This is a genomic window from Variovorax sp. M-6, from assembly GCF_052114385.1.
Taxonomy (GTDB): Bacteria; Pseudomonadota; Gammaproteobacteria; order Burkholderiales; family Burkholderiaceae_C; genus Variovorax.
The window spans coordinates 288434-313547 of the sequence record NZ_JBFREQ010000004.1; the positions used below are offsets into that span (position 1 = coordinate 288434).

Below are 25114 nucleotides of genomic sequence, written 5' to 3' on the forward strand. Positions count from 1 at the left end.
ATGACAAAGACCCCTCCCCTCATTGCGGCGCCGCGCGGCCTCGCCTCCCTCATGGCGCCGCGCAGCGTGGCGGTCGTCGGCGCCTCCGCCGACGCCAAGCGCATCGGCGGCCGACCCATCGCCTGGATGCTGCGCGCGGGCTTCGAAGGCGCGATCTATCCCGTCAATCCGGCGCGCAGCGAGATCCAGGGACTCCGGTCCTACGCGTCGATCGCGGACTTGCCCGAGGCGCCGGAAGCGGCGATCGTCGCGGTTCCGTCGCCCCTGGTGCTGGACACCATCGACGCCCTGGGCGCCCGCGGCGTCGGCGCCGCCATCGTCTTTTCGGCCGGCTTCGCGGAGGTGGGCGACGAGGGCGCGGCGGCCCAGGCGGCCCTCGTCGCCAGGGCGCGGCACCATGGCATGCGGCTGCTCGGGCCGAACTGCCTCGGGATGGTCAATGCCCGCCTGGGCTGGTACCCGACCTTCACGACCGCCTTCGAGCAGGGCTGGCCCCTGCCGGGCCGCGTCGGCATCGTGAGCCAGTCCGGCGCGTTCGGATCGCACCTGTCGTCGCTGGCACGAGACCGGGGTATCGGCATCCCGGTGTGCGTGACCACCGGCAACGAGGCGGACCTCACGGTCGGCGAGGTGATCCAGTGGTACGTGGACGACCCGGACACCGACGTCATCGCGGTGTACGCGGAAGGCATCAAGGAGTCGGCCTCCTTCGTCGCGGCGCTGGAGGCCGCACGCCGCGCCCGCAAGCCCGTCGTCGTCATGAAGGTGGGGCGCAGCACGCTGGGCAACATCGCGGCGCAGTCGCACACCGCCTCGATCGCGGGCGACGATGCCGTGACCGATGCCGTGCTGTCCGAATGCGGCGTGGTGCGGGCGCGTTCGACCGAGGAACTGCTCGACATCGTCTACGCCGCCACGCACGGGATCTACCCGGCGCGCAACACCCTGGGCGTGATCACGATCAGCGGCGGCGCGGGGGTCCTGATCAGCGATGCGGCGGATGACCTCGGCATCGCGATGCCGCCCATGCCGCAGGCCTCCCAGGATGCGATGCGCGAGCTGCTGCCGTATTCCTCGGCCAGGAATCCGCTCGACTGCACGGCCCAGGTCCTGAACGACATCTCCCTGGTGGGCCGCTTCACGCGCGAGATGCTCGACCAGGGAGGCTACTCGTCGTTCCTGGGATTCTTCGCCCAGCTGGCCGGTGTGTCGTCGGTCGCATCGACCCTCTTTCAAGAGCTGGTGGAAAGCCGCAAGCGCTATCCGGACCGCTTCTTCGCTCTCGCGGCAACGCTGTCGCCCGACGGTGCCAAGGCCTACGACGACGCCGGCTTCGCGGTGTTCGAGGACGCGACGCGCGCCACGGTCGCGGTCAGTGCGATGGGCCGCTTCGGCGACAGCTTCGCCCGCCCCGACCGCGCGCCGCCGCCCGTGGTGGAAGCGATCGACCTGCCGGCCACGACGCCCTCCGAGGCGCAGGCCAAGCAGCTGCTGGCCCGCGCCGGCATCGCGATGGCGCCCGAACGGAGCTGCGCGACGGCGCAAGAGGCCGCCGAGGCCGCCGAAGCCCTGGGCTTCCCGGTGGTGATGAAGATCCTGTCGCCGGACATCCTGCACAAGACCGAGATCGGCGGCGTGCTGCTCGACGTCGCCAATGCGGAGGAGGTCCGGCGCGGCTTCGCGCTGCTGCGCGAGCGTGCCCGGAGCGCCGCACCCGGCGCCCGCCTGGAAGGGGTGCTGGTCGCGCGTCAGATGCGCGGCGGCGTCGAATGCATCCTCGGGGTTCACCGGGATCCGGTGTTCGGTCCGGTCGCGATGTTCGGGCTGGGCGGCATCTTCGTGGAGGTCCTGAAGGACGTCGTCTTCAAGCGCTGCCCGTTCGGCGAGGACGTCGCCGAGGAAATGATCGGATCGATCCGGGCCGCAGCCGTCCTGCGCGGCGTGCGCAACCAGCCGCCCTCGGACATCAAGGCGCTGGCGCGGATGCTGTCGCGCCTGTCGGTCTTCGCCCATCAGGCGGGGCCGCGCCTGCAAGGCATCGACCTCAACCCCGTGCTCGTCATGCCGGAAGGCGGTGGTGCCTTTGCGCTCGATGCACTCGTGGAAGTCCAGAACGACGACGACAACGCAAGGAGCGCCTCATGAACCGCAGCTACGACTTCTCCGGCCGCAACGTGTTCGTGTCCGGGGGCACCAGCGGCATCAACCTGGGCATCGCCGACGCCTTCGCCGCCGCCGGCGCGCGCGTCGCGGTGATGAGCCGCAACGCCGAGCGCGTCCGGGCGGCCGAGGCGCAACTGGCCCGGCATGGCGGCGAGGTGTTCGGCCAGGCGGCCGACGTGCGCGACTACGACGGCGTGCACGCAGCCCTGGCGGCGGCGCACGCGCGCTTCGGCGACATCGACGTGCTGGTCTCGGGCGCGGCGGGCAACTTCCTGGCGCCCGCGCTCGGGCTGTCCTCCAACGGATTCAAGGTGGTCATCGACATCGACCTGAACGGCACCTTCCACGTCCTGCGCGCCGCCCACGAATTCCTGCGCAAGCCCGGTGCCTCGATCATCAACATCTCCGCCCCGCAGTCCTACAACCCGGCACCGATGCAGGTGCATGCCTGCGCGGCAAAGGCGGGGCTCGACCAGGTCATGCGGGTGCTGGCACTCGAATGGGGCGAGCACGGCATTCGCGTCAACTCCATTTCGCCGGGCCCGATCGAAGGGACCGGCGGGGTCCAGCGTCTGGTGTCCGAGGCGCGCCCGGCCGTCGAGGGGCGCATTCCGCTGCGCCGCATGGGGACGCTGGCGGACATCGCGCACATGGCGATGTTCCTGGGCTCCAGCGACGCCAGCTACATCACCGGCGCCCTGATCCCCGTCGACGGCGGCGTCTCGCTGCTGGGAGGGCGCAACTACGCCCGCCCCGCCGAAGCGACCGCCCCTTCTCCCTGAGATTCACCCGACCAACAAGGAAATCAAGGCAATGACGCAAAAAGCCATCCTCAGCGAAAGACGCGGCAACGTCCTCGTGCTGCAGATGAACCAGCTGGACAACCGCAACGCGATCGGGGCGGAGATGAAGCTGGCCCTGTCCGAAGAGGCGCTTCGCTACACGCAGGACCCGACGCTGCGATGCCTGCTGCTCACGGGCATGGACGACATCTTCTGCGCCGGCGGCGACCTGCGCAACATGACCACCGATTGCCGCACGGTCGCGGTGCGCGAGCGCATGGCCCTGACGCACCGGGCGTTCCAGTTGCTCGTCGGCAGCGAGAAGCCCGTCATCACGGCGGTCAACGGTGCGGCGGTGGGCGGCGGGCTGTCGCTGGCGCTGATCGGCGACATCGTCATCGCCTCCGCCGACGCCTACTTCATGGCCGGGTTTCCGAAGGTCGGCGTGCTGCCGGACGTCGGCGTGCTCTACAACCTGCCGCGCGCCGTCGGCATGGTCCAGGCGAAAGACATCCTCCTGACCAACCGGCGCATCGATGCGAACGAAGCGAAGGAGATCGGACTGGTGAGCCGCGTGCTGCCGCAGGCCGGCTTCCTGGACGCCGCCCTGGCCGTGGCGACCCAGGTCGCCGAGGGGCCTTCGGTCTCCATGGGCCTGGCGAAGGCGCTCATGAACGGTTCGCACAAGGACAGCTTCGACGAGTTCCTGCTGAAGGAGAGCCTGGCCCAGGCCGTGGTCTTCGGCACGGAGGATTTCATGGAAGGGAACACGGCCTTCCGGGAAAAGCGCAAGCCCCGCTTTCAGGGCCGGTAGCGCGCAACGCAGCCTCTGGGCGGCACCGCGTGCCGCACCGGTTTTCATCAGCCATCGACAACCGGCACCCGACCGGTGGAAGGAGACACCATGAAGCAATCGAAGATCGCCTGGCGGGCGGCCCTGTGCGCCGGCGCCTTGCTGTGGGCGCAACTCGCCTCGGCCGCCTTTCCGGACCGCCCCATCAAGCTGATCGTGCCCTACGCCTCGGCCGGCATCACCGACAACCTCGCGCGGGCCCTGGCCGACGGCCTGGGCCGGGAGCTGAAGCAGCCGGTGGTGGTCGAGAACCGCGCCGGCGCCGGCGCGATGATCGGCACCGCCGCCGTCGCCCGAGCGCCGGCCGACGGCTACACCCTGCTGATGTCGACCAACGGCAACCTGGTGCTCGGCCCGCTGCTCTACAAGAAGCTCAACTACGACGTCAAGCGCGAGCTCGACGTGATCGGGGTGGTGGCCGAGGTGCCGACCGTCATCGTGAGCAGCCCGCAGGTTCCCGCCACCGACCTGCGCCAGTTCGGCGCCTATGCCAAGGCCCATCCGGACAAGATCAACTACGCCTCCCTCGGACAAGGCAACGTGCTGTTCCTGGTGTCGAAGATGCTCGAGACGGAACTCGGCATCCAGATGACCGAGGTCCCGTACAAGGGCAGCTCGCCGGCCTTGACCGCGGTGCTGGCGAACGACGTCCAGATGATGGTGGACGTGCTGCCGTCGTCGCTGCCGTTCATCCGCGCCGGCAAGCTCAACGCCCTGGCGGTGCCGGGGGACTCCCGCCTCGAATCCCTGCCGAACGTGCCGACCATCGCCGAGGCCGGCTACCGGCCTTTCCACGCCGCGTCCTGGCTCGGCCTGTCCGTGCCCGCGAACACCCCGGCCAACGTCGTGGCGACGCTCCAGGCGGCCATCCACAAGGTCACGGAGAGCCCCCAGTTTCGCCAGACCTTCACCACGATCGGACTGGTCATGCTGCCGCCGATGAGCAAGCCCCAGATCGACAGCTACCTCGAGGCGGATCGAAAGCGCTGGGGCGACATCATCCAGCGCCACAACATCTCGCTCGACTGAGCCGGCACACGACCTGTGGAAGGAGACACCATGAAGCCATCGAAGGCCGCGTGGCGGCGCGCGCTGTGCGTCGGCGCCCTGCTGTGGGCGCAAGCCGCATCGGCCGCCTTTCCGGACCGGCCCATCAAGCTGATCGTGCCCTATGCGCCCGCCGGCGTGACAGACACCCTCGCCCGGGCCCTGGCCGAGGGCATGGGCCGCGAACTGGCGCAACCCGTGATCGTCGAGAACCGTGCGGGAGGGAGCACCCAGATCGGGACGCGGTCCGTGGCGCGCGCCGCCGCCGACGGCTACACCCTGCTGCTGGCGACCAACGGCAACATGGTGCTCAGCCCATTCCTGTACAAGAACCTCAACTACGACGTCAAGCGCGAGCTGGAGGTGATCGGGATCGCGGCCGAACTGCCGACCGTCATCGTCACGAACACGCAGGTGCCGGTGTCCGACCTGCGCCAGTTCGGTGCTTATGCCAAGGCCCATCCGGACAAGGTCAACTACGCCTCCCTGGGGCAGAGCAACGTCGCCTTCCTCGCCTCCAAGATGCTGGAGACCGAGCTCGATGTCCGGATGACCGAGGTGCCGTACAAGGGCAGCTCGCCCGCGCTGGCCGGCGTGCTGGCCAACGACGCGCAGCTGCTGGTCGACATCCTGTCCTCGTCGCTGCCGTTCATCCGTGCCGGGAAGCTCAAGCCGCTGGCGGTTCCCAACAACGAGCGCCTGGAGGCGCTGCCCGACGTCCCCACCATCGCCGAGGCCGGCTACGCACCCTTCCACGCCGTCAGCTGGGTCGGCCTGGCCGTGCCGAAGAACACGCCGCGCGAGGTGATCGCCGTGCTCCAGCGCGCGATGGCGAGCGTGGTGGAGTCGCCGCAGTTCCGCCAGAACTTCACGGCGGTCGGCTTGACGGTCCTGGCCCCCAAGACGGCGGCGCAGATCGAAAGCTACCTCGAGGCGGACCGCAAGCGATGGGGCGACATCATCCGGCGCCACAACATCGCGCTGGACTGACCCGAAGGCTCCGCACCCATTTCCTGAACGAAAGACAAGACGATGAATCTTCAATGGTCTGACGACGATCTCCGGTTCCGGCTCGAGGTCCGGGCCTTCCTGGCACGCGCCCTTCCCGACGATCTGCGCCACAAGGTCCTGGCCCACGAGACGCTGGCCAAGGACGACTTCATGCGCTGGCACCGCATCCTGGCGCAGCAGGGCTGGCTGGCCTGCAGCTGGCCACGGGAGTACGGCGGAACCGGCTGGAACACCCTGCAGATCTCCATCTTCGAGGAAGAGTGCTGGCTCGCCGGCGCGCCCGAGGTCTCGCCGGTGGGGCTCAAGCTGCTGGCGCCGGTGCTCATGAACTACGGCAGCGCGGAACAGAAAGCCACTTACCTGCCGCGCATCCTCCACTTCGAGGACTGGTGGGCCCAGGGCTATTCCGAACCGGGCGCCGGGTCGGACCTCGCCTCGCTCAAGACCAGCGCACGCCTCGAGGGCGATCATCTGGTCATCAACGGGCAGAAGACGTGGACCACCTACGGCCAGTACGCCGACAAGATCTTCTGCCTGGTGCGCACCGACCCGAAGGCCCGCCCGCAGGAAGGCATCTCCTTCGTCCTGATCGACATGAAGGCGCCCGGCGTCACGCTGCGCCCGATCATCCTTCTGGACGGCGGACACGAAGTGAACGAAGTCTTCTTCGACGAGGTGCGCGTGCCGCTCGCCAACCTGGTGGGCGAATTGAACCAGGGCTGGACCTATGCGAAATCGCTGCTGGGCCACGAGCGTTTCAACGCCGGCAAGCTCGGCCGCTCCAAGCGCGAGCTGCGCCTGCTCAAGCAACTGGCCTCGCGCCAGCCGGCCCACGGCCAGCCGCTGCGCTGCGACCGCCGGTTCGCCGAGAAGATCGCACAGGCCGAGGTCGATCTGCTGGCACTCGAATACCTGACGCTGCGGCTGATCTCCAACGCGGCGAGCGGACGCGGGGTCGGCGCCGAAGCATCGATCCTGAAATTGCGCGGGACGGAGATCGCGCAGCAGCTCGCGGCGCTGCTGGTCGATGCGATCGGTCCGCACGCGCATGCCTTCGCGCGCGGCGACGACGAGCCCGGCACACCCCTGCCGCAGGCCCTGGTCCGCCAGTACCTCAACTGGCGCAAGCTGACCATCTACGGCGGCTCCAACGAAGTGCAACGCAACATCATCGCCAAGTTCGCGCTCGGCCTCTGAGCACGGCGCCAAGGTTCAAACCATGAAATTCCAGCTGGAAGACGATCAACAAGCCCTGGCCGACAGCGTGCTGCGCTACCTGCGCCAGGAATATGCATTCGAGCAGCGCAAGACGCTGCTTTCGCGGGAACCTCAAGACTTCGACCGCCGCCACTGGCGTCGCTTCGCCGACATGGGCTGGCTCGGCGTGGCATTGCCTTCGCAGTACGGCGGACTGGGCGAAGACCTCGCGAGCGCGATGCCGATCATGGAAGCCTTCGGCGCCCATCTCGTGATCGAGCCCTATGTGGGCAGCGTGCTGGAATGCGCCACCGTGCTGGGCGCGGCCGCTTCCGCGGCGCAGCTCGATCGCTGGCTTCCCGGCATCGCGAGCGGCGAGCAGCTGGTCGCCTTCGCCCATGCGGAGCCGGACATGCGCTACGAATGGGCGGCCGTGCAGACCTGCGCACAGCCCAGCGATGGCGGCTTCGTGTTGCAGGGCCGCAAGACGGCGGTGCCGCACGGCGCCTCGGCCGATCGTTGGATCGTTTCCGCGCGCACCAGCGGTGCACCCGGCAGTGCCGAGGGCATCTCGCTGTGGTGGGTCGATCCCACGCTGCCGGGCATCGGCATCCTGACCTACCGCGCGGTCGACGACACGCCGCTGGCGGACCTGTCCTTCGATGGCGTCCGGCTGCCGCACTCCGCGCGCATCGGCGCGCTGGGCCAGGCCTTCCCGGCCGTCGAGGACGCGCTGGCGGTCTCGCTGGCGGCCTCCTGCATCGAAGCCGTCGGGGCCATGACCGCCCTGCACGCGCTGACGCTCGACTACGCCAAGGTCCGCACCCAGTTCGGCGGCGCCATCAGCCGCTTCCAGGTTCTGCAGCACCGGCTGGTCGACATGCTGACCCACATCGAACTGGCCCGCTCGCTGGCCTGGCTTGCCGTCGCGAAGGCAGGGGACAGGTCGCAGCGGCGCCTGGTGCTGTCCGCGGCCAAGGCGCAGGTCAGCGCCAGCTGCCGGCTGGTGGCGGAGCACGCCATCCAGATCCACGGTGGCATCGGCATGACCGACGAACTGAGCGCATCGCACTATTTCAAGCGGCTGGTGGCGCTCGAGAAGCGCTCGGGCGATCGCCATTTCCATCTCGGCGTGCTGACCGAAGCGGTGGCGCAAGGCCATCCGTCCCTCTACGGATAGCCCTGGGACCCGGCAGCGCCGGCGTGGCGTCAGAATGCGACCACCCCGGCGCGTGCCCGCATGCGCTAAGGTGCACCGCAGTTTCGCTCACGGAAGCCACCATGCCCACTCCAGCCCCCGCCCCCGCGCGCAAGCATTTCTCGATGATCCGCGGCTTCCACCTGGCCGATGCGTTCACGCTCGGCAACGCGGCCTGCGGCGTCGGCGCCATTTTCCTCGCGATGGCCTACATGCGCAGCCAATCGCTCGCGCACTTCCTCTGGGCGGCGGCGCTGGCGCCGGCCGCCTTCGTGTTCGACGTCTTCGACGGCCGCATCGCGCGCTGGCGCCAGACCCATTCGGCGCTCGGCCGCGAACTCGACTCGCTGGCCGACGTGATCTCCTTCGGCGTGCTGCCGGCCGCCCTGGCCTTCGCCGCCGGCCTGGACGGCGGCTGGGACTGCGTGCTGCTGATCTATTTCGTCTGTTGCGGCGTCAGCCGCCTGGCGCGCTACAACGTCACCGCCGAAGCGCTCTCCGAGGGCGCCGACAAGGTCAAGTACTTCGAGGGCACGCCGATTCCGACCAGCGTGGTGCTGGTCGGCGTGCTGGCGCTGGCCGCCGGGCAGGGCCGCATCGGCGATGCGATCTGGGGCGGTGCCTGGACGATCGGGCCCTGGCTGCTGCATCCGCTCGCCTTGCTGTTCGGGCTCTCGGGCACGCTGATGATCAGCAAGACGCTGCACATTCCCAAGCTGTAGCGGCGCCGAAGCCGGGGGGCCGGCGGCGCCCCCGATCTGCCTAGAATGGCTCCGAACTCTTTGCTGAAAACGCGCCGTGTCCACCTTTGCATCACGCGTCCTCATCGCCCTCCTCCTCGGCTTGCTCGTCACGGGCTGTTCCAGCCTGCCCGCCAACGTCGACCGGACCGAGACCCGAGCGATCGCCAGCACCGGCGACACCCGGCTGGCCAAGGCCTTCGCCCCTGCCGTAGCGGCCCACCCCGATCGCTCCGGCATCCGTGCGCTGGCGGCGGCGGAAGACGCCTTCGCCGCCCGCATCCTGCTCGCGCGCCACGCGGACCGCAGCCTCGACCTGCAGTACTACATCTGGCGCAACGACATCACCGGCAAGCTGATGTGGCAGGCCGTCTGGGAGGCCGCCGAGCGCGGCGTGCGCGTGCGCATCCTGCTCGACGATGCCAACACCGGCGGGCTCGACCCGGCCCTGGCCGTACTCGACGCCCATCCCAACATCGAGATCCGCCTGTTCAATCCGTTCGCGAACCGGGGCTTCCGGATCGGCGACTTCGCCTTCGATTTCTCGCGCGTCAACCGGCGCATGCACAACAAGTCCTTCACCGCCGACAACCAGCTGGCGATCGTCGGCGGCCGCAACATCGGCGACGAGTACTTCGGCGCCAACATGGAGCTGGGCTTCCAGGACCTCGACGTGGTGGCGGTCGGGCCCGTGGTGCGCGAGGTCTCCAACGCCTTCGACCTGTTCTGGAACAGCGCCTCGGCCTATCCGGCCGCGCGCCTGCTGGCGCCGCCGGGCCCGGACGCCCGCGCCGAGCTGCAGGCGGGATGGGACTCCGTGCGCCAGGACCCCCAGGCCGTGCGCTACCTCGACGCGGTGCGCCAGACCCCGCTGGTGCGCGAAATCGACGATGGCCGGCTCACGCTCGACTGGACCACGGCGCACGTGATCCACGACGACCCGGCCAAGGTGCTGGAGCCGACCGATCGCAGCGACCTGCAGATGTTGCCGCAGCTCGAGGCGGCTTTCGCCCATCCCAGACGCGAACTGGACCTCGTCTCACCCTACTTCGTGCCCGGCAAGGACGGCACACGGATGCTGGTGACGATGGCCAGATCGGGCGTGAAGGTGCGCGTGCTGACCAACTCGCTGGCGGCGACCGACGTCAGCGCGGTGCATGCCGGCTACACCAAGTACCGCAAGGAACTGCTCGAGGGCGGCGTGCGGGTCTACGAGCTCAAGCCCGGCGACGCCGTGCCGCCGCCGGACAAGGGCGACAACAAGGTCCGGGGCCTCCCGGGAAGCGGCAGCTCCGGCAGTTCGGCCGCCAGCCTGCACGCGAAAACCTTCGCGGTCGATCGCGAGCGGATCTTCGTCGGCTCCTTCAACCTCGACCCGCGGTCGGCACGGCTCAACACCGAGATGGGCGTGATCATCGACAGCCCCAAACTCTCGGGCGGACTGGCCGCGCAACTCGACACCGTGGTCCCGGACAAGGCTTACGAAGTGCGCATCCAGCCGGATGGGCATGGCCTGGTATGGATCGACCGCAACCCGCAGGGCGAGACCCGCTACACCACCGAGCCCGGCGCCGGCGCACTCAAGCGATCGTGGATCGACTTGCTCGAAGTGCTGCCGATCGAGTGGCTGCTTTAACTCCCCGCCCCAAGACCCCATCGCGATGACTCCCGGCCTCCGCCAGCTCGTCTCCCTCGCCGAAGCGCACCCGCTCGCCCCGGCCTGCGACCACTTCTATTTCCTGCGCCACGGCCAGACCGAGTGCAATGCGCGCCGCATCTTCCAGGCAGCCGACGAGCCTCTCAGCGCACTGGGCCTGCAGCAGGCGGCGCGCGCCGCCGAGCTGCTGGCCGACGAGCCGATCCGCAGCATCGTCAGCAGCAACGTGCATCGCGCGCTGACCACCGCACACACCGTGTCGGCGCCGCACGGCATCGCGCCGCTGGTGCACGAGGGCCTGCGCGAGCGCCACTTCGGCGCGCTCATCGGCAGTTCCTCCGCCCACATCGATTGGGCCTGCGCGCCGGAGGGCGGCGAGACCCTGCCCGAGTTCGTCGAACGCAAGCGCGCCGCGCTCGAAGAGGCGCTGGCGCAGCCGGCGCCGGTGCTGGTGGTGGCGCACGGCGGCTCGCTCTACGTGCTGGCGGCGCTGCTCGGCGTGGCGGTCGACATGGGCCTGATGGGCAATGCGCAGCCGCTGCGCTTCGAACGGGACGGCGCCGCATGGCGCGTCAGATCACTGATGCAGCAGGTCGACGGCGGCGCCGCCATCGCCTGAACCCCACTTCGCGGATTCACCATGGACTTCAAGGACTACTACAAGATCCTCGGCCTCGAGCGCGGAGCCTCGGAGGACGAGGTGCGCAAGGCCTACCGCAAGCTGGCGCGCAAGTACCACCCGGATGTCAGCAAGGAACACGACGCCGAGTTGCGCATGCGCGACATCAACGAGGCCAACGACGTGCTGCGCGACAAGGAGAAGCGCGCCGCCTACGACCAGCTCGCCGACCACGTGGCGCGTGGCGGCAGCCCCGACGGCAGCTTCCAGCCGCCGCCCGGCTGGGACGAAGGCTTCGAGTTCCATCGCGGCCCGAACCAGGGGCCGGCCGACCACGCGGACTTCAGCGAGTTCTTCTCGTCGATGTTCGGCGCCGCCGAGCGCCGCGGCGCCGAGCGCCGCCACTACCGCGCCCGCGGCGAAGACCACCACGCCGCGATCGAGATCGCGCTGGAGGATGCGCTCAACGGCGCCGAGCGCGAGATCACTTTGCGCTCGCAGCAGATCGACGCCCAGGGCCGGCCCGAACTCAAGACCCGCACACTGAGCGTGAAGATCCCGCCCGGCGTCCGCCCGGGCCAGTACATCCGCCTCGCCGGCCAGGGCATGCCGGGACATGGCGGCGAGCCTGCGGGCGACCTGTACCTCGAAGTGCGCATCGCGCCGCACAAGCTGTACCGGATCGAGGACCGCGACCTCTACATGACCCTGCCGATCACGCCGACCGAAGGTGCGCTCGGTGCGCAGGTCAAGGTGCCGACGCCGGGCGGCGGCGTGGTCGAAGTGACGGTGCCGCCCAATGCGCGCAACGGACTCAAGTTGCGGCTCAAGGAGCGCGGCCTGCCGGGCAAGCCGCCGGGCCATCTGTATCTGCTGCTGGAGATCGCCTTGCCGCCGGCCAGCACCGAGGCCGCGCGCAAGGCCTATGAGCAACTCGCACAGGCCGCGCCCTTCGATCCGCGCCGCCATCTCGGAGTGTGACGATCATGACTTCCTCTGTCTCCATCACGACCACGACCCTGAGCGCCTCGCACCCCCTTGCCGCCAGCGAACTCGCGCATGCCTGCGGCGCGCAGATCGATTGGGTGGTTCAACTGGTGGAGGTCGGCATCATCGAATCGTTGACGCCGGCCGAACGGCCCGATGACTGGCGCTTCCACGGCAGCGACCTGCAATCCGCGCTCGAAGCCCGCCGGCTGGAACGCGACTTCGGCGTCGGGCTCGAGGCGGCGGCACTGATCCTCGACCTGGAGCACGAGGTGCGGCGCTTGAAGGGCGTGCTGCGGGCGCAGGGCCTGGGGCGCGAAATCTGAAGCGCGCCCGCGAAGCCCCTACTGCATCGTCTTCAGGTTCCCGATCCGCACCAGCATCTCGGTGAACATCTGCATGTCCGCATCGAGGTCCGCGACCTCCTTGTATTCCTTGGCGTTGTGCGCCGTGTACTTCTTGCCGGGCATGGCCGGGCCGAAGTTGATCGCATTCGGCATCAGCTTGGCAGTGGTGCTGCCCGCGGTCGACACCGGAAGGGCTTCGAGGCCGGTGGTGTCGCCGAAGATGTTCAGCAGCGTCGACAGCCACGCGCCCTTGGGATCGCGCGCCATCCAGTCGCCCTGCTGATAGTCGATCTCAGTCCGGGCCTGGCTCGTCGCGGCCCAGGCGTTGATCTTTTCCTTGATGCTGGCGGTCAGCTGGTCGGGCGTGCTGCCGCGCGGCATCCGCACATTGGCGGTGACTTCGAGCTTGCCGTCCTTCTCGCGGATCAGGTTGGGCGACATCGTGAGCGGTCCCATGAAGTCGTCCCTGTAGCCCACGCCCATCTTCTCGCCGAGATAGCCCGTGCCGTAGAGGTCGACCAGGTATCTGACGGCCTTGGTGTAGTGATTGCCCGCCGTCACGACGCCGGACTCCTGCAGGAAGAGCGCCAGCCGCGGCAGCGGGTTGATGCCTTCCTCGGGGCGCGAGCCATGCGCCGACACGCCCGTGACCTTCACCTCGATGCTGTCCGCGCCCTTCGCGATGTCGATGCCGAACCTGCCGCCCTGGCTTTCGTACTTCTGGAGGAAAGGTCCCTTGACGAATTCCAGTCTCGCCGTCACTTGCGCCAGATCGCCGCCCTTCAGCGTGGCGGTCGCGGTCTGCGGCACCGCATTGGCTGCCGACGCGCCGGACATCGCGGTGATGGCCGTTCGTACCGCACCGCTGCCGTCCGCCTCCTCGACGGGGAAGAAGACCTTCAAGGCGCCCGAGCCCTTCTCGGCGACCACCGCCGGATACTTGCTGTCGAGCACGATGTTGTATTCGGGCAGCGGTGTCTTCGCCCGGTAGTACTTCATGCCGTCGCCGCCGGTCTCCTCGGTGGTCTCGATCATCAGGCGGATGGTGCGGGCCAGCGGCAGGCCGCTTTCCTTCACTGCCTTCATCGCATACAGCACCGCGGCGATCGAACCCTTGTCGTCGATGGTGCCGCGTCCGTACAGCGTGTCGCCCACGCGCGTCATCTTGAAAGGGTCGAGCCGGGTGCCGTCGTCGAGCACCCACTCGTCGGCCACGACCGGCACGACGTCGGCATGGGTCAGGATGCCGAACTCGTCGGGGCCGCGGCCCGGCAGCTTGACCTCGAAGATCCGGTTGTCGACATTGCGGTACTGCAGGCCGAAGTCCTTGGCCATCTTCTCGATCAGGCGACCGAATTCGATGATCTGCGGGCTCTCGTGCGGCGGCACCTTGTCGTCGCGAACGGTCGGAATCGCCACCATCGCCTCGATCGAGGCGAGCACGGCCTTCTGGTTGTGCAGCCGGTTGTAGAGGCCGAGCAGGCGCGCGATCTGGGTCAGGTCGTTGCCCGCGAGCGGCCGCTTCGCTTCATAGGCCGCGATGCTCGGCCTGAGCTTGGGATCGGCCTTCGCGGCTTGCGCGAGGAAAGCGCGAAAGCTGACCGACGGCGCCGCCTGCTGGGCCGCGGCGAGGCGCTCGAGCTGGGGCTTCTTGAGGGTGTCGGCGAGCACCGGCGTGGCGATGGCCAGCGCAAGGCCCAGCGAGAGGGCGGAGAGGGTCGATCGATTCATGGCGCGGGTCCGGAGTCGGAGGTTGGGCACAGGCTTGCGAGTCTACGACCGGCACCGGCGCTGCCGGACAACGTAGGCGGCGGCTGGCAGACATCGCATGGCCGAATGTGGACAGTAGGGCCTGGCACCCGCCACCCGAGGAGTTCCGATGCCGATGATCTGCGCCGTCTGCCAAACCGAGAATCGCGACGCCGCGAAGTTCTGCCACGGCTGCGCCCGCAAGCTGCCCGGCTTCGCCGCCACCGGGCCTTCCCTGCTCGACGCCATGCGGCCGAGGAAGCCGGCCGGCTCGCCGGAGCCCGGTGCCCGGCGGGCCCGGGTCGCGCTGCCCGCCGAAGCGCGTGGCTTCTGGATCGGTCTCGGGCTGCTGCTGCTCGCCGCCGCACTCGGCTTCGGGGGCTGGTTCGCCTATGTGACGCGCAAGGTCCCCCCGTTGCCGCCCGCGTCCGACGCCGCGCAGGCCGTGGTCGCGCCGTCCGCGCCGCCCGCGCCGTCTCCGCGGCTGGGTGACCCCCAGGGTCCGGGCCCCGTGCCGCTGGCGTCGTCACTGGCGGCCGGCGAAGCGGAAGTCACCGCCGACCCGCCCGCGGCGGCGCCAGGCTCGGCCGCGCCGACGGCGGCGCCCCCACTCCCGCACCGCCAGCCGCCGCGCGTCGCCACGGCAACGCCCAGGGTGGCCGTCGATCCGCGACGCGGCTGTGAGCACCTCAATTTCTTCTCGGCCGCGCGCTGCGAGGCCGCGCATTGCGACCAGCCCGCGTACACCCGGCACCCGCGCTGCGACGCCGTCCGCGAAGATCGCCGGCGCGATGAAGCCCGGCGCAACCCGACGCTGGGCTATTGAGGTCCGGCCACCGGCCTCCCGGTGGGGGAATGCCTCAGACCGGCTTCGCCTGCACCAGCTTGATCACGCTCGAGAAGTCCAGCGCCCCATGGCCGCCGAGGCTGTGCGCGGCATACAGGTTGCGCGCCAGTCCGCCGAGCGGCGTCGAGGCGCGCACCGCGGCCGCGTTCTCCTGCGCCAGGCCCAGGTCCTTCAGCATCAGGTCGGTGCCGAAGCCGCCCGCATAGCCCTTGGAGGCCGGCGCATTTTCCATCACGCCCGGCAGCGGGTTGTACTTTTCGAGCGCCCAGTTGCCGCCCGAGCTGCGCCGCATGATCTCCGACAGCACCTTCGGATCGAGACCGTTGGCGACGCCCAGCGCGATCGCCTCGGAGGTGCCGATCATCAGGATGCCGAGCAGCATGTTGTTGCAGATCTTGGCGGTCTGGCCGGCGCCCGCGGCGCCCGCGTGGAAGATGTTGGCGCCCATCTTCTCGAGCACCGGACGGGCGCGTTCGAGGTCGGCTTCCGAGCCACCGACCATGAAGGTCAGCGTGCCCGCGATCGCGCCGCCGGTGCCGCCCGACACCGGCGCATCGATCACCGCCACGCCGCGCTTGGCACCCGCCTCGGCCAGCTTGCGCGAGGTCGCGGCCGCGATGGTGCTGCTGTCGATCACCAGCGTGCCGGGGGCGATCTTGTCGAGCAGGCCGTCGCTGCCGAGGTAGAGCCCTTCGACATGCGCGCTGGCCGGCAGCATGCTGATGACCACCTCGGCGCCGGCCACCGATGCGGCGGCCGAGGCGGCGATGGGCAGGCCGTCGGCCGCGAACTTCTTGCAGGCCTCGGCCGAGAGGTCGAAGGCGCTCAGCGTGTGGCCGGCCTTCTGCAGGTTGAGGGCCATCGGGCCGCCCATGTTGCCCAGGCCGATGAATGCGATCTTCATGTCGTGTGTCTCCGTGCTTGTGTGAATGCTTGCGGCGTGCTCAGGTGAGCGACAGCAGTTCGGGCGCCATCTCGCCGCGGGGACGCAGATGGTCTTCGATGAAAGCCGGCGTGATCTCTTCGAGCGTCGCGGGGTTCCACTTCGGATTGCGGTCCTTGTCGATCAGCACGGCGCGGATGCCCTCGGCGAAGTCCTTGTGGGCGCAGAAACCCAGCGAGGCCCAGTACTCGAGCCGGAACACCTCGGCCAGCGACATGCGTGGCACGCGCTGCCACAGGGCATAGCTCAGCGCCGCCGAACTCGGTGCGCCCTTGGCAAAGGTCTTCGCGGCGGCCTGCAGCCACGGGTCCTCGCTGTGCAGATGGCGCAGGCGCTTCGCGATGTCGAGCAGGTCGTCGCCGGCCATCAGCGCATTGATCGTGTCGAAGTGCTCGCGCAGCTTCGAGGCGGGCAGCTCGACGCCCTCGCCGGCCTGTGCCAGCAGGCGCGACAAGGCGGCGCGGTCGGCTTGCGGTTCGGACTGCCAGGCAGTCGAAGCGATCGCATCGAGCACCCGCGCCTTCCCGTCGTGCGGCACCATGAGGTCGGCCAATCCGCAGAAGATCGCGTCCGCCGCATTCAGTGGCGCGGCCGTCAGCGCAAGAAACAGACCGACACGCCCCGGCATGCGCCGCAGGAACCAGCTGCCGCCGACGTCGGGGTACAGGCCGATGTTGATCTCGGGCATCGCGATGCGGCTTTGTGCCGTGACCACGCGGTGCGATGCGCCCGCCATCAGCCCGACGCCGCCGCCCATGACGATGCCGTGGCCCCAGCACAGAAAGGGCTTGGGGAAGTTGTGGATCAGATCGTCGAGCTCGTATTCCTCGCCGAAGAAGCGTTCGGCGTATTCGTTGCGCTCGGGTCCGCAATCGAGCAGGGTCTGGTAGAGCTGCCGCAGGTCGCCGCCGGCGCAGAAGGCCTTCTCGCCCGCCGCATCGAGCAGCACGCCGGCGAGGCCCGCGTCGGCGGCCCATGCGCGCAGTTGCGGGGTCAGGAGTCGCACCATCGCGACCGACAGCGAATTGAGCGAAGCCGGTGCGTTGAGCGTGGCGACGCCGAAGCGCTTGCCGTTGGCGGCCTTGATTTCGTTGAAGAGAACTACGGAGTCGGTCATCGGATGTCGCTATCGCCTTCGAGAAGTTTGCGCGCGACGATCACGCGCATGATTTCGTTGGTGCCTTCGAGGATCTGGTGCACGCGCGCGTCGCGCACCAGCCGCTCCAGCGGGAATTCGCTCAGGTAGCCGTAGCCACCGTGCAGTTGCAGCGCGTCGTTGCAGACATTGAAGCCCGCATCGGTCGCGAAGCGCTTGGCCATCGCGCAATAGGTGCTCGCGTCGGCATGGCCGGCGTCGAGCTTGCTCGCGGCGAGGCGCACCATCTGGCGTGCGGCCACCAGTTCGGTCGCCATGTCGGCCAGCTTGAACTGCAGGGCCTGGAAGCTCGCGAGCGGCTTGCCGAACTGCTGGCGCTCGTGCAGGTAGCGCCGGGCCGCGTCGAGCGCACCCTGCGCCGCACCGACCGAGCAGGTCGCGATGTTGATGCGCCCGCCGTCGAGCCCCTTCATCGCGATGCGGAAGCCCTCGCCCTCGCTGCCCAGCAGGTTCTCGGCCGGCACGCGCACGTTGTCGAAATCGATGGTGCGCGTGGGCTGGCTGTTCCAGCCCATCTTGTGTTCCTTCTTGCCGTAGCTGATGCCGGGCGCATCGGCCGGCACCGCCAGGGCCGAGATGCCGCCCGCGCCGCCGCCGCCGGTGCGCGCCATCAGCACCAGCACATCGGTCGACCCGGCGCCCGAGATGAAGGCCTTGCCGCCGTTGATCACGTACTCGTTGCCTTGCAGTTCGGCCCGCGTCTTGAGCGACGCGGCGTCCGAGCCGGCACCGGGCTCGGTCAGGCAGTACGAAGCCAGCTTGCGCCCGCTGGTCAGGTCCGCGCCCCAGCGCTCGCGCACGGCCGGACCGCCCCAGGTGCCGAGCATCCAGGTCGCCATGTTGTGGATCGTGATGAAGGCCGTGGTCGACGGGTCGACCGCGGCCATCTCCTCGAACACCAGCGTCGCATCGAGGCGAGGCAGCGCCAGGCCGTCGATGCTCTCGGGCGCATAGAGCCCGCAGAAGCCGAGCTCGCCCGCCTTGGCGATCGCCTCCCTCGGGAAGATCGCCTCGGCGTCCCAGCGCGCCGCGTGCGGCGCGAATTCGCTCGACGCAAAATCGTGCGCCGTCTGGGCAAAGGCGCGCTGCTCTTCAGTTAGCTCGAAGTCCATGCGGACGAGCTTACTTCAGGCTGATCGTCGTGTTGAGGCCGTGCGCGGTGCTGTCGTCGAACCAGCGCGACGTGATGGTCTTGGTCTGCGTGTAGAACATGATCACCTGCTTGCCGTACGGGCCCAGGTCGCCGAGCTTGGAGGCGCGCGAACCCGTGAACGAGAACATCGGCACCGGCACCGGGATCGGCACGTTGATGCCGACCTGGCCGACGTCGATGTCTTCCTGGAAGCGGCGCGCCGCGGCCCCGGACTGCGTGAAGATCGCGGTGCCGTTGCCGTTCGGGTTGGCGTTGATCATCTCGATCGCCTCGTCGATGCTGTCGGCGTTCGCCAGGCACAGCACCGGGCCGAAGATTTCCTGTTCGTAGATGACCATGCCGGGCTTGACGTCGGCGAACACCGTCGGGCCGACGAAGTTGCCCTTCTCGTAGCCGGGCACCGTCGGCTTGCGGCCGTCGAGCGCCAGGGTCGCACCATCGGCCAGGCCGCGTTCGATCAGGCCGTTGACGCGCTCATAGGCGGCGCACGAGACCAGCGGGCCGACGTCGACGCCCTTCTCGGTGCCGGCGCCGATCTTCAGCGACTTGGCCTTCTCGACCAGTTCGGGCACCCACTTCTGGGCCTCGCCCACCAGCACCGCGACCGACACCGCCATGCAGCGCTGGCCCGCCGCGCCGAAGCTCGCGCCGGCGATCGCGTTGAGGGTCTGCTCCTTGTTGGCGTCGGGCATGACGATGGCGTGGTTCTTGGCGCCCATCATGCATTGCACGCGCTTGCCGGCCAGGGTGGCGCGGTTGTAGACGTGGGTGCCGACCTTGGTCGAGCCGACGAAGGAAATCGCCTTGATGTCCTTGTGGTCGCAGATGGCGTTGACCACCTGCTCGCCACCATGCACGACGTTGAGCACACCGGCCGGAATGCCCGCCTGCAGTGCCAGTTCGCACAGGCGCATCGTGACCATGGGGTCCTGTTCCGACGGCTTCAGCACGAAGGTGTTGCCGGTGACGATCGCCATCGGGAACATCCACAGCGGGATCATGGCCGGGAAGTTGAACGGCGTGATGCCGGCGCAGACGCCGAGCGGCTGCATCAGCGTGTAGGTGTCGACGCCGTTGGCGACGTTGTTGGCGATTTCGCCGAGCTGCAGGTTGCCGATGGCGGCCGCGTGCTCGACCACTTCGAGGCCGCGGAACACATCGCCTTCGGCGTCCGGCAGCGTCTTGCCTTGCTCGGCCGTGAGGATCGCGGCCAGCTCGGCCATGTTTTCGCGGATCAGTTGCTGGTACTTCAGGAAGATGCGGGCGCGCGCGCCGATGGGCGTCTTGCGCCAGGTCTTGAAGGCTTCCTTGGCGGAATCGACGGCCGCGTCGACTTCGGCCGGCGTCGCGAACGGCACCTTCGCGAGCACCTGCTGGGTGGCGGGGTTGACGATGTCGCGCCACTCGGTGGTCTTCGACTCGACGAACTTGCCGCCGATCAGCAGTTTGACGGTGGCGACCTGGGTCGCGGGGGTGGTGGTGGCGTCCATGAAATCTTGTCTCCAGTTGGGGGGTGCAGCAGTCGATGCTAGCTTTGCACTTTTGCGATGGCAATAGACAAATTCGCACTTCCGATCTGCATAATTGCAGATCATGGATTGGGACAACCTGCGCTTTTTCCTCGAGCTGGCGCGTTCGGGCACGCTGGTGGGCGCGGCCCGCCGGCTTGCGGTCGACCACACGACCGTGGCGCGGCGTATCCAGGCGCTCGAGAAGCAGGTCGGCACCGCCCTCTTCTCGCGCGAAGCCGACGGCCATCGCCTGACCGAGGCCGGCCGGCGGCTGCAGCCGCAGGTCGAATCGATGGAAAGCGCCTTCCTGGCGGTCGAGAGCGCCTCGCCGGGATCGCAAGAGGGTCTGTCGGGGCTGGTGCGCATCGGCGCGACCGAAGGCTTCGGCACCGTCGTGCTGGCGCCCAAGCTGGCGCTGTTCGCGCAGGCGCACCCCAAGCTCGTGATCGACCTGCTCGCCATGCCGCGCCTGGTGCACCTGTCGCGGCGCGAGGCCGACATCGTGATCTCGCTCGAACGCCCGGCGCGCGGGCCGGTGGTGGTGACCAAGCTCACCGACTACGTGCTGCACCTCTACGCATCGAAGGACTACCTCGCGCGACGCGGCGCGATCCGCACGCGCGAAGACCTGCGCGGCCACACCTTCATCAGCTACGTGGACGACCTGCTGTTCAGCAAGGAGCTGCAGTATCTCGACGAGCTCTACAAGCCCGATTCGTTCGCGCTGCGCAGCACCAGCATCCTGGCCCAGCACCAGGCCGCGCTGGCGGGTGCCGGCATCGCGGTGCTGCCGGCCTTCATCGCGGGACGCGACAAGTCGCTGCGCCGGCTGCTGCCGGCCGAGGCCAGCTTCACGCGCACCTTCTGGATGTCGGTGCCGGCCGAGACGCGGCACCTCGCGCGCATGCAGGCGACGTGGAACTTCCTGCGCGAAACAGCCGTGGCGCAGCGGGAGGTGTTGATGCCGCAGGGGTCGGCGGGCTGAAGGCGTCCGGGCAAGAGGGCGCAGGGAAGCCGCTGCCTAGAGGCCAATGGCAAGCTTCGCGACGGGCACCTTTTCGCCGATGCCAAAGCTCAGCGTGTCGGGAGACATGTCTTTCGGGCTGGTGAACGTTCCGAACATCCTGTCCCATATCGAGAGCAAAACGCCGAAGTTGCTTCCATGGTGCAATGGGTTGTCACTGTGGTGAATGTGATGGCTTTGCGGCGTCACCAGTATCCAGTCAACGCCGCGCAGGCGCCAGTTCACGTTCATGTGCATCCAGCCGTTGGTCATCGCATAGAAGAAGAACAGCCCATTGGCCAGCCAGAATGGAGACACGCCGAGAATCGGACTCGCAAAAATGTAGGGAAGATTGAATATCGCTTGCTGAAGGATGGAGGTCCTGCTACCCGCCAGCCAGTACATGTGGGTTGGCGAATGGTGCCAGCGGTGCACCCGCCAGAGGGGCTTGAGGTGCACCAGTCGGTGCGTCCAGTAGGAGCCGAAATCCGCGACCAGCAGGTAGAGCACCAGACGCACCGGGAAAGGCCAGGATCCTATTGCTGCGGGCCAAGGGCCATAGATGCCCGTCCAGACATTCAGGTAGTTGGCCACCTGCCGCGTCACGAGCGCGAAGAACACGACGGCAATCAAGTCCCCAAGCAAGACCTTGCGCCATTCGATCCGCCGTGCGCCCCAGCGCCACTCGATCCAGCCGAATACCGCGATCTGAAGCAAGAACAGCAGGCAGAGGAAAATGAACTGCCGCAAGGTCATCATGAATTGACGCCACTGATGTTGAATGGAGCCGTGCCGGCCACGGCAAGCCAGCGAAAGCTCACAACACCGTTTCCTTGCAAAGTTGAAGCCGTAGCATGCACGTCTACGGCGCTGGCCCAGAGCGCCGGAGCCAGGCGTGACTGGTCATTTTGAGAAATTCGTCACGGTCGGCGTCGTCGCCCGCAGCCGACCCGCCACCATTCGTGCCGGGAAACCTCTGCGCCAAGCGGAGCCCGAAGGTCGGCTCCTGGCCGACTGCGGCGTTCAGGCTCAGACTCTCACCGAGCCTCTGAATCCTCGCGCGGCGTAGTAGGACTCCGCCCCGTTGTGATACACGAAGACCTTGCCGTAGCGTCTGTCGCAAAATAGAGCGCCGCCGAGTTTTCTGACGTCGGACGGTGTTGCCACCCAACTGGACGTCTTCAGGTCGAACGCCCCGAACTGCTGAAGTTCGCGATATTGCGCCTCCGTCAGCAGCGAGATGCCCATGACCGCAGCCATGTCGATGGCGTTGTCCTGCGGCTTGTTCTGTTTCCGGGAATTCAAGGCTTCCGCGTCGTAGCACAAGCTCCTGCGCCCCTGCGGACTTTCGGCGGCGCAATCGCAGAAAAGGTAGGCGCCGCCATCGTCCGCTGCCCCGATGACATCGGGTTCGCCTCCCGTCCTCTCCATCTCGAACAGCGACCTCAGCCGGTCGGGGCTGCCCTGCAAGCGAGCATGGACGTCGGCCCACTCGACGCCTGTGTGCCTGTGCGCGTTCTGCATGAACCGCAATTTCAATGCGTCGATGAGGACTTCGCGTTGTTCCGCTTTCATTTCGCTTGCTCCTGTTCCTTCACGTCGGTGCCATACCGGCTCGTGGGTGCCACTGGCTGAATTCTGCCGCCGCAATGACCGGATCCGGCGACGAGACGCGAACAGCCATCATTCCTCTTGGAGCGAGGCGCGCGTGGCGTTCGCAATCAGGCGCCTGGCCGGCTCAAGGTGATGAGACTCCACACGATCGCTGCGAGCTGCGCGACGTTGATCAGGATTGCGACGATGTGAGTTCTGCGGAATCCTGGAATTGCATCCATGTAGTTCGACTGGATCTGCGCCCCGAGCGAGTCCATCTTGGGAATGATCTTCTTGCGCAGGACGATGGCAATCAACGCCAGCGCTGCAGCACCTGCTGCGAGCCCTGGGCGGCCGGCAGACGCAAAGCTGATCGCCGTTGCAGTCGCAGTGACAAACGCGAGGACGTAGTAGGTGTTGAAGAAGCCACGCACAAAGCGGGCGTCAAGCGGCGTGTCGTGCTTCAGGATGAGAAGCGGGATGGAGCCCATGATGAAGTAGGCCGTTGTCACAAGGAGTGCCACCGTTAGGCACAGAGCGGCAAACAAGGCAGCAGACATCTTGATTTTCCTCGCGAGAGGCGCGGGTCGCGGCAGACCAACCATGCTGAACTGAACCACCGCCTGGGCGGGATCGAACCCCAACCCCGACGATCCGCCGATTATCGACGCCCCGCCGACCTTCGAAGACCCCACGGAAATCGGGCCACTCGACAGCCGGGTGCCTTCGGCGCGGGCAGAATTCCCGCCGTCCATCGCCGATCTCCGGCCCCCATGTACACACCGTCCAACCCCCTCCGAGTTCGACCTGCACGCAGGTGGCAGGGCCACGCGTGGTGGCCCGGCGGGGTCCTGCTCGCCACCTTGCTGCCGCTGGTCGTCCTCGGCCACGATGGCCGGCGCATCGCGCAGCTCATGGTTCTTGCGCTGCCTGCAGCGGTGTGGCTGGTCTGGCCCCTGCAAAGCGCCTGGGCGCATCGCCTGCGCGCCGCCGTCGCCTGGCTCTGGGTGATGGCCTTTGCGCTGGACGGCCTGGCCCGGGCCTACCTGCTTGACGCCTACCAGGCCGCGCCCGACGGCGCGATGGTCCTCGGCGCCGTGGCCAACACCACCGTCCGCGAGAGCGGCGAATACCTGTCGATGCACTGGCGCGCGATGGCCATCGGCTCGGCGACGCTCGCGGCCGCCGGACTCGTGGTCGGCGCCTGCGTGCGCCGAGGGGCCCGGCGGCCGTCGCGCACGCGCTGGCAGACGCCCCTGGTCTGGGTGCTGATCACGGCCGCCCTCCTCGCCTACGCGAGCAAGCCATGGCGCAGATTGCATCCGTTCATGTTCTGGCCGAAATGGACGCAGTCCGTGCAGGCCCTGCGCGCGAGCTGGGTCGACCAGCAACAGATGCGCGAGCTTGCACTCGGCCGGGCCAGGGCCGCGGCACCCGTCGTGACCCGGGAGGGCCCCGCGACGGTCATGCTGGTCATCACCGACAGCATCAACCGGGACAACATGGCGCTCTATGGCTACGACAGGGCGACGACCCCGCGCCTGCTCGACCACAAGGCGCAGCTGAACGACAAGATGCTGGTGCTGGGAAACGCCTGGTCCGTCGACGCAAGCACGCTGCCCGCGCTCAGGAACATCTTCAGCTTCGGCCAGCCCGATGGCGAGAGCCCGCCCCATGTCCTGGCGCTGGCACGGGCGGCCGGCTACAAGACCTGGTGGATCAGCAACCACGACGACGTCGCGATCGAGCAGACCCATGCGCGGCTCGCCGACGTGGTGGACATGGTCAACCGCACCCCCGGAAGGGCCAGCGCCTCGCTCGACGGTGAAATACTGGATTGCGTCCAGGAGGCGCTGCAGGATTCGGCCTCGCGCAAACTGATCGTGGTGCACCTGATGGGCGCCCATCCTCACTATCGCCTGAGGTTTCCGAGCGGCGCCAATCCCTTCGACGACGACGTCGACGCGGTCGAAACCAAGCTGGTGAACGATGGCCGCTCCGCCTGGGTGCGCCGCTTTCGGCAGGAGTACGACGCGGCCCTGCTGTACCACGACTTCGTGGTGTCCGAACTCCTCCAGATGACACGATCCGTTCAGGACAAGGCGGAATACCGGGCGTGGATGTACTTGTCCGACCACGGCCAGGAAGTCGGACACGTGAGCGACCGCGCCGGCCACAGCCCGTCGACCGCTTCGGGCTATCGCATCCCGACGGTCATCTGGCGCAACCGCCAGCCCCCGCACCCGAGGCCGGGCCTCGCCGAGCAACCCTTCCGCTCGGACTGGACCGGCTGGGTGGTCGCGGACCTGCTCGACATCCGCTGGACCGGCAGCGACCCGAGCCGGAACATCCTGCGCGACGAGTACGTCTGGCGGGCGCCCGAGCTTCCGGTGGCGGTGCCCTCGTTCACGCGATAGCTAGGGCGTGTTCACCCTATTTCCAGGGTCGCGAAGGCATGCCAAGACGGGCCAATCAAGGCGCGCGACGCCGCATGTGCGTTGGCACATGCAAGGAGTGCAACGCGGAGTGGCACGTCTTGGCATGCCTTCCCTTCGGGT

23 protein-coding genes are annotated in these 25114 nt (G+C 68.1%); 15 read left to right on the plus strand and 8 right to left on the minus strand.

What is annotated here, in order from left to right; all coding sequences use genetic code 11:
* The 12 genes from AB4Z46_RS07215 (at nt 1) to AB4Z46_RS07270 (ending at nt 12580) form a co-directional block, all read left to right on the plus strand.
* On the plus strand, nt 1-2145 hold the full coding sequence (locus tag AB4Z46_RS07215; protein WP_442282793.1) for an acetate--CoA ligase family protein: 2145 nt from the start codon (nt 1-3) through the stop codon (nt 2143-2145).
* Nucleotides 2142-2945: an SDR family oxidoreductase gene (locus AB4Z46_RS07220; RefSeq protein ID WP_442282794.1), complete on the plus strand. Its 804-nt coding sequence runs from the start codon at nt 2142-2144 to the stop codon at nt 2943-2945. Before AB4Z46_RS07215 ends, AB4Z46_RS07220 begins: the two co-directional genes overlap by 4 nt.
* Nucleotides 2946-2976: 31 nt before the next feature.
* Nucleotides 2977-3759, plus strand: coding sequence for an enoyl-CoA hydratase/isomerase family protein (locus tag AB4Z46_RS07225; protein WP_442282795.1), 783 nt, complete (start codon nt 2977-2979; stop codon nt 3757-3759).
* A gap of 90 nt (nt 3760-3849) precedes the next feature.
* Nucleotides 3850-4827 (plus strand): Bug family tripartite tricarboxylate transporter substrate binding protein, encoded by a 978-nt coding sequence (locus AB4Z46_RS07230; protein ID WP_442282796.1) that lies wholly within the window; start codon nt 3850-3852, stop codon nt 4825-4827.
* Nucleotides 4828-4857: 30 nt separating this feature from the next.
* Entirely contained in the window at nt 4858-5835 is a 978-nt protein-coding gene (locus AB4Z46_RS07235) for a Bug family tripartite tricarboxylate transporter substrate binding protein (RefSeq protein ID WP_442282797.1), read from the plus strand.
* Nucleotides 5836-5877: 42 nt separating this feature from the next.
* Nucleotides 5878-7053, plus strand: a complete 1176-nt coding sequence (locus AB4Z46_RS07240; RefSeq protein WP_442282798.1) for an acyl-CoA dehydrogenase family protein — start codon at nt 5878-5880, stop codon at nt 7051-7053.
* A 22-nt stretch (nt 7054-7075) separates the two neighbouring features.
* Nucleotides 7076-8233: an acyl-CoA dehydrogenase family protein gene (locus tag AB4Z46_RS07245; protein ID WP_442282799.1), complete on the plus strand. Its 1158-nt coding sequence runs from the start codon at nt 7076-7078 to the stop codon at nt 8231-8233.
* A 101-nt stretch (nt 8234-8334) separates the two neighbouring features.
* A complete protein-coding gene (locus AB4Z46_RS07250) occupies nt 8335-8973 on the plus strand; it encodes a CDP-alcohol phosphatidyltransferase family protein (protein WP_442282800.1) in 639 nt (212 codons plus the stop codon).
* A 76-nt stretch (nt 8974-9049) separates the two neighbouring features.
* Complete coding sequence (locus AB4Z46_RS07255; RefSeq protein ID WP_442282801.1) at nt 9050-10627, plus strand: phospholipase D family protein; 1578 nt, start codon at nt 9050-9052, stop codon at nt 10625-10627.
* A 25-nt stretch (nt 10628-10652) separates the two neighbouring features.
* Nucleotides 10653-11267, plus strand: a complete 615-nt coding sequence (locus AB4Z46_RS07260; protein ID WP_442282802.1) for a histidine phosphatase family protein — start codon at nt 10653-10655, stop codon at nt 11265-11267.
* A 21-nt stretch (nt 11268-11288) separates the two neighbouring features.
* A complete protein-coding gene (locus AB4Z46_RS07265; RefSeq protein WP_442282803.1) occupies nt 11289-12248 on the plus strand; it encodes a DnaJ C-terminal domain-containing protein in 960 nt (319 codons plus the stop codon).
* 5 nt (nt 12249-12253) lie between these two features.
* Complete coding sequence (locus tag AB4Z46_RS07270) at nt 12254-12580, plus strand: chaperone modulator CbpM (RefSeq protein ID WP_442282804.1); 327 nt, start codon at nt 12254-12256, stop codon at nt 12578-12580.
* 18 nt (nt 12581-12598) lie between these two features.
* On the opposite strand, the gene AB4Z46_RS07275 is transcribed toward AB4Z46_RS07270, so the two are convergent.
* A complete protein-coding gene (locus AB4Z46_RS07275; RefSeq protein ID WP_442282805.1) occupies nt 12599-14332 on the minus strand; it encodes a dipeptidase in 1734 nt (577 codons plus the stop codon).
* Nucleotides 14333-14480: 148 nt separating this feature from the next.
* Between AB4Z46_RS07275 and AB4Z46_RS07280 the strand changes: the two genes are divergently transcribed.
* Nucleotides 14481-15176 carry a hypothetical protein gene (locus tag AB4Z46_RS07280; protein ID WP_442282806.1) on the plus strand — a complete coding sequence of 232 codons (696 nt, stop codon included), beginning with the start codon at nt 14481-14483 and terminating at the stop codon, nt 15174-15176.
* 34 nt (nt 15177-15210) lie between these two features.
* Here the strand turns inward: AB4Z46_RS07280 and mmsB are convergent, their stop codons facing one another.
* The 4 genes from mmsB to AB4Z46_RS07300 are packed head-to-tail and all read right to left on the minus strand — an operon-like array spanning nt 15211 to nt 19939.
* Nucleotides 15211-16101 carry a 3-hydroxyisobutyrate dehydrogenase gene (gene mmsB / locus AB4Z46_RS07285; protein ID WP_442282807.1) on the minus strand — a complete coding sequence of 297 codons (891 nt, stop codon included), beginning with the start codon at nt 16099-16101 and terminating at the stop codon, nt 15211-15213.
* 40 nt (nt 16102-16141) lie between these two features.
* A complete protein-coding gene (locus AB4Z46_RS07290) occupies nt 16142-17257 on the minus strand; it encodes an enoyl-CoA hydratase/isomerase family protein (RefSeq protein ID WP_442282808.1) in 1116 nt (371 codons plus the stop codon).
* Nucleotides 17254-18408, minus strand: a complete 1155-nt coding sequence (locus AB4Z46_RS07295) for an acyl-CoA dehydrogenase family protein (protein WP_442282809.1) — start codon at nt 18406-18408, stop codon at nt 17254-17256. The genes AB4Z46_RS07290 and AB4Z46_RS07295 overlap by 4 nt, the downstream gene beginning before the upstream one ends.
* Before the next feature lie 10 nt (nt 18409-18418).
* Nucleotides 18419-19939, minus strand: coding sequence for a CoA-acylating methylmalonate-semialdehyde dehydrogenase (locus AB4Z46_RS07300; protein WP_442282810.1), 1521 nt, complete (start codon nt 19937-19939; stop codon nt 18419-18421).
* 103 nt (nt 19940-20042) lie between these two features.
* On the opposite strand from AB4Z46_RS07300, the gene AB4Z46_RS07305 reads away from it, so the two are divergent.
* The gene (locus AB4Z46_RS07305) at nt 20043-20945 is read left to right on the plus strand and encodes a LysR family transcriptional regulator (RefSeq protein ID WP_442282811.1); all 903 of its coding nucleotides are present in this window, start codon (nt 20043-20045) and stop codon (nt 20943-20945) included.
* 36 nt (nt 20946-20981) lie between these two features.
* Here AB4Z46_RS07305 and AB4Z46_RS07310 read toward each other — a convergent pair whose 3' ends face one another.
* From AB4Z46_RS07310 to AB4Z46_RS07320, 3 genes are all read right to left on the minus strand, one after another.
* Nucleotides 20982-21722, minus strand: a complete 741-nt coding sequence (locus tag AB4Z46_RS07310; protein WP_442282812.1) for a sterol desaturase family protein — start codon at nt 21720-21722, stop codon at nt 20982-20984.
* Nucleotides 21723-21992: 270 nt separating this feature from the next.
* Nucleotides 21993-22538 carry a DUF4256 domain-containing protein gene (locus tag AB4Z46_RS07315; RefSeq protein WP_442282813.1) on the minus strand — a complete coding sequence of 182 codons (546 nt, stop codon included), beginning with the start codon at nt 22536-22538 and terminating at the stop codon, nt 21993-21995.
* Between the two features lie 146 nt (nt 22539-22684).
* Nucleotides 22685-23311 carry a hypothetical protein gene (locus AB4Z46_RS07320; RefSeq protein WP_442282814.1) on the minus strand — a complete coding sequence of 209 codons (627 nt, stop codon included), beginning with the start codon at nt 23309-23311 and terminating at the stop codon, nt 22685-22687.
* An 18-nt stretch (nt 23312-23329) separates the two neighbouring features.
* On the opposite strand from AB4Z46_RS07320, the gene AB4Z46_RS07325 reads away from it, so the two are divergent.
* Nucleotides 23330-24973, plus strand: a complete 1644-nt coding sequence (locus AB4Z46_RS07325; protein ID WP_442282815.1) for a sulfatase-like hydrolase/transferase — start codon at nt 23330-23332, stop codon at nt 24971-24973.
* The last annotated feature ends 141 nt before the right edge of the window (nt 24974-25114 follow it).

Excerpts from the sequence above, each read along its gene's own strand:
- AB4Z46_RS07235 (WP_442282797.1), top strand. The coding sequence starts at position 4,858 with ATGAAGCCATCGAAGGCCGCGTGGCGGCGCGCGCTGTGCGTCGGCGCC.
- AB4Z46_RS07305 (WP_442282811.1), top strand. The coding sequence starts at position 20,043 with ATGGATTGGGACAACCTGCGCTTTTTCCTCGAGCTGGCGCGTTCGGGC.
- AB4Z46_RS07275 (WP_442282805.1), bottom strand. The coding sequence starts at position 14,332 with ATGAATCGATCGACCCTCTCCGCCCTCTCGCTGGGCCTTGCGCTGGCC.
- AB4Z46_RS07280 (WP_442282806.1), top strand. The coding sequence starts at position 14,481 with ATGCCGATGATCTGCGCCGTCTGCCAAACCGAGAATCGCGACGCCGCG.
- AB4Z46_RS07290 (WP_442282808.1), bottom strand. The coding sequence starts at position 17,257 with ATGACCGACTCCGTAGTTCTCTTCAACGAAATCAAGGCCGCCAACGGC.
- AB4Z46_RS07260 (WP_442282802.1), top strand. The coding sequence starts at position 10,653 with ATGACTCCCGGCCTCCGCCAGCTCGTCTCCCTCGCCGAAGCGCACCCG.
- AB4Z46_RS07265 (WP_442282803.1), top strand. The coding sequence starts at position 11,289 with ATGGACTTCAAGGACTACTACAAGATCCTCGGCCTCGAGCGCGGAGCC.
- AB4Z46_RS07240 (WP_442282798.1), top strand. The coding sequence starts at position 5,878 with ATGAATCTTCAATGGTCTGACGACGATCTCCGGTTCCGGCTCGAGGTC.
- mmsB (WP_442282807.1), bottom strand. The coding sequence starts at position 16,101 with ATGAAGATCGCATTCATCGGCCTGGGCAACATGGGCGGCCCGATGGCC.
- AB4Z46_RS07295 (WP_442282809.1), bottom strand. The coding sequence starts at position 18,408 with ATGGACTTCGAGCTAACTGAAGAGCAGCGCGCCTTTGCCCAGACGGCG.
- AB4Z46_RS07250 (WP_442282800.1), top strand. The coding sequence starts at position 8,335 with ATGCCCACTCCAGCCCCCGCCCCCGCGCGCAAGCATTTCTCGATGATC.
- AB4Z46_RS07300 (WP_442282810.1), bottom strand. The coding sequence starts at position 19,939 with ATGGACGCCACCACCACCCCCGCGACCCAGGTCGCCACCGTCAAACTG.
- AB4Z46_RS07225 (WP_442282795.1), top strand. The coding sequence starts at position 2,977 with ATGACGCAAAAAGCCATCCTCAGCGAAAGACGCGGCAACGTCCTCGTG.
- AB4Z46_RS07215 (WP_442282793.1), top strand. The coding sequence starts at position 1 with ATGACAAAGACCCCTCCCCTCATTGCGGCGCCGCGCGGCCTCGCCTCC.
- AB4Z46_RS07320 (WP_442282814.1), bottom strand. The coding sequence starts at position 23,311 with ATGGACGGCGGGAATTCTGCCCGCGCCGAAGGCACCCGGCTGTCGAGT.
- AB4Z46_RS07270 (WP_442282804.1), top strand. The coding sequence starts at position 12,254 with ATGACTTCCTCTGTCTCCATCACGACCACGACCCTGAGCGCCTCGCAC.
- AB4Z46_RS07315 (WP_442282813.1), bottom strand. The coding sequence starts at position 22,538 with ATGAAAGCGGAACAACGCGAAGTCCTCATCGACGCATTGAAATTGCGG.
- AB4Z46_RS07310 (WP_442282812.1), bottom strand. The coding sequence starts at position 21,722 with ATGATGACCTTGCGGCAGTTCATTTTCCTCTGCCTGCTGTTCTTGCTT.
- AB4Z46_RS07325 (WP_442282815.1), top strand. The coding sequence starts at position 23,330 with ATGTACACACCGTCCAACCCCCTCCGAGTTCGACCTGCACGCAGGTGG.
- AB4Z46_RS07230 (WP_442282796.1), top strand. The coding sequence starts at position 3,850 with ATGAAGCAATCGAAGATCGCCTGGCGGGCGGCCCTGTGCGCCGGCGCC.
- AB4Z46_RS07220 (WP_442282794.1), top strand. The coding sequence starts at position 2,142 with ATGAACCGCAGCTACGACTTCTCCGGCCGCAACGTGTTCGTGTCCGGG.
- AB4Z46_RS07245 (WP_442282799.1), top strand. The coding sequence starts at position 7,076 with ATGAAATTCCAGCTGGAAGACGATCAACAAGCCCTGGCCGACAGCGTG.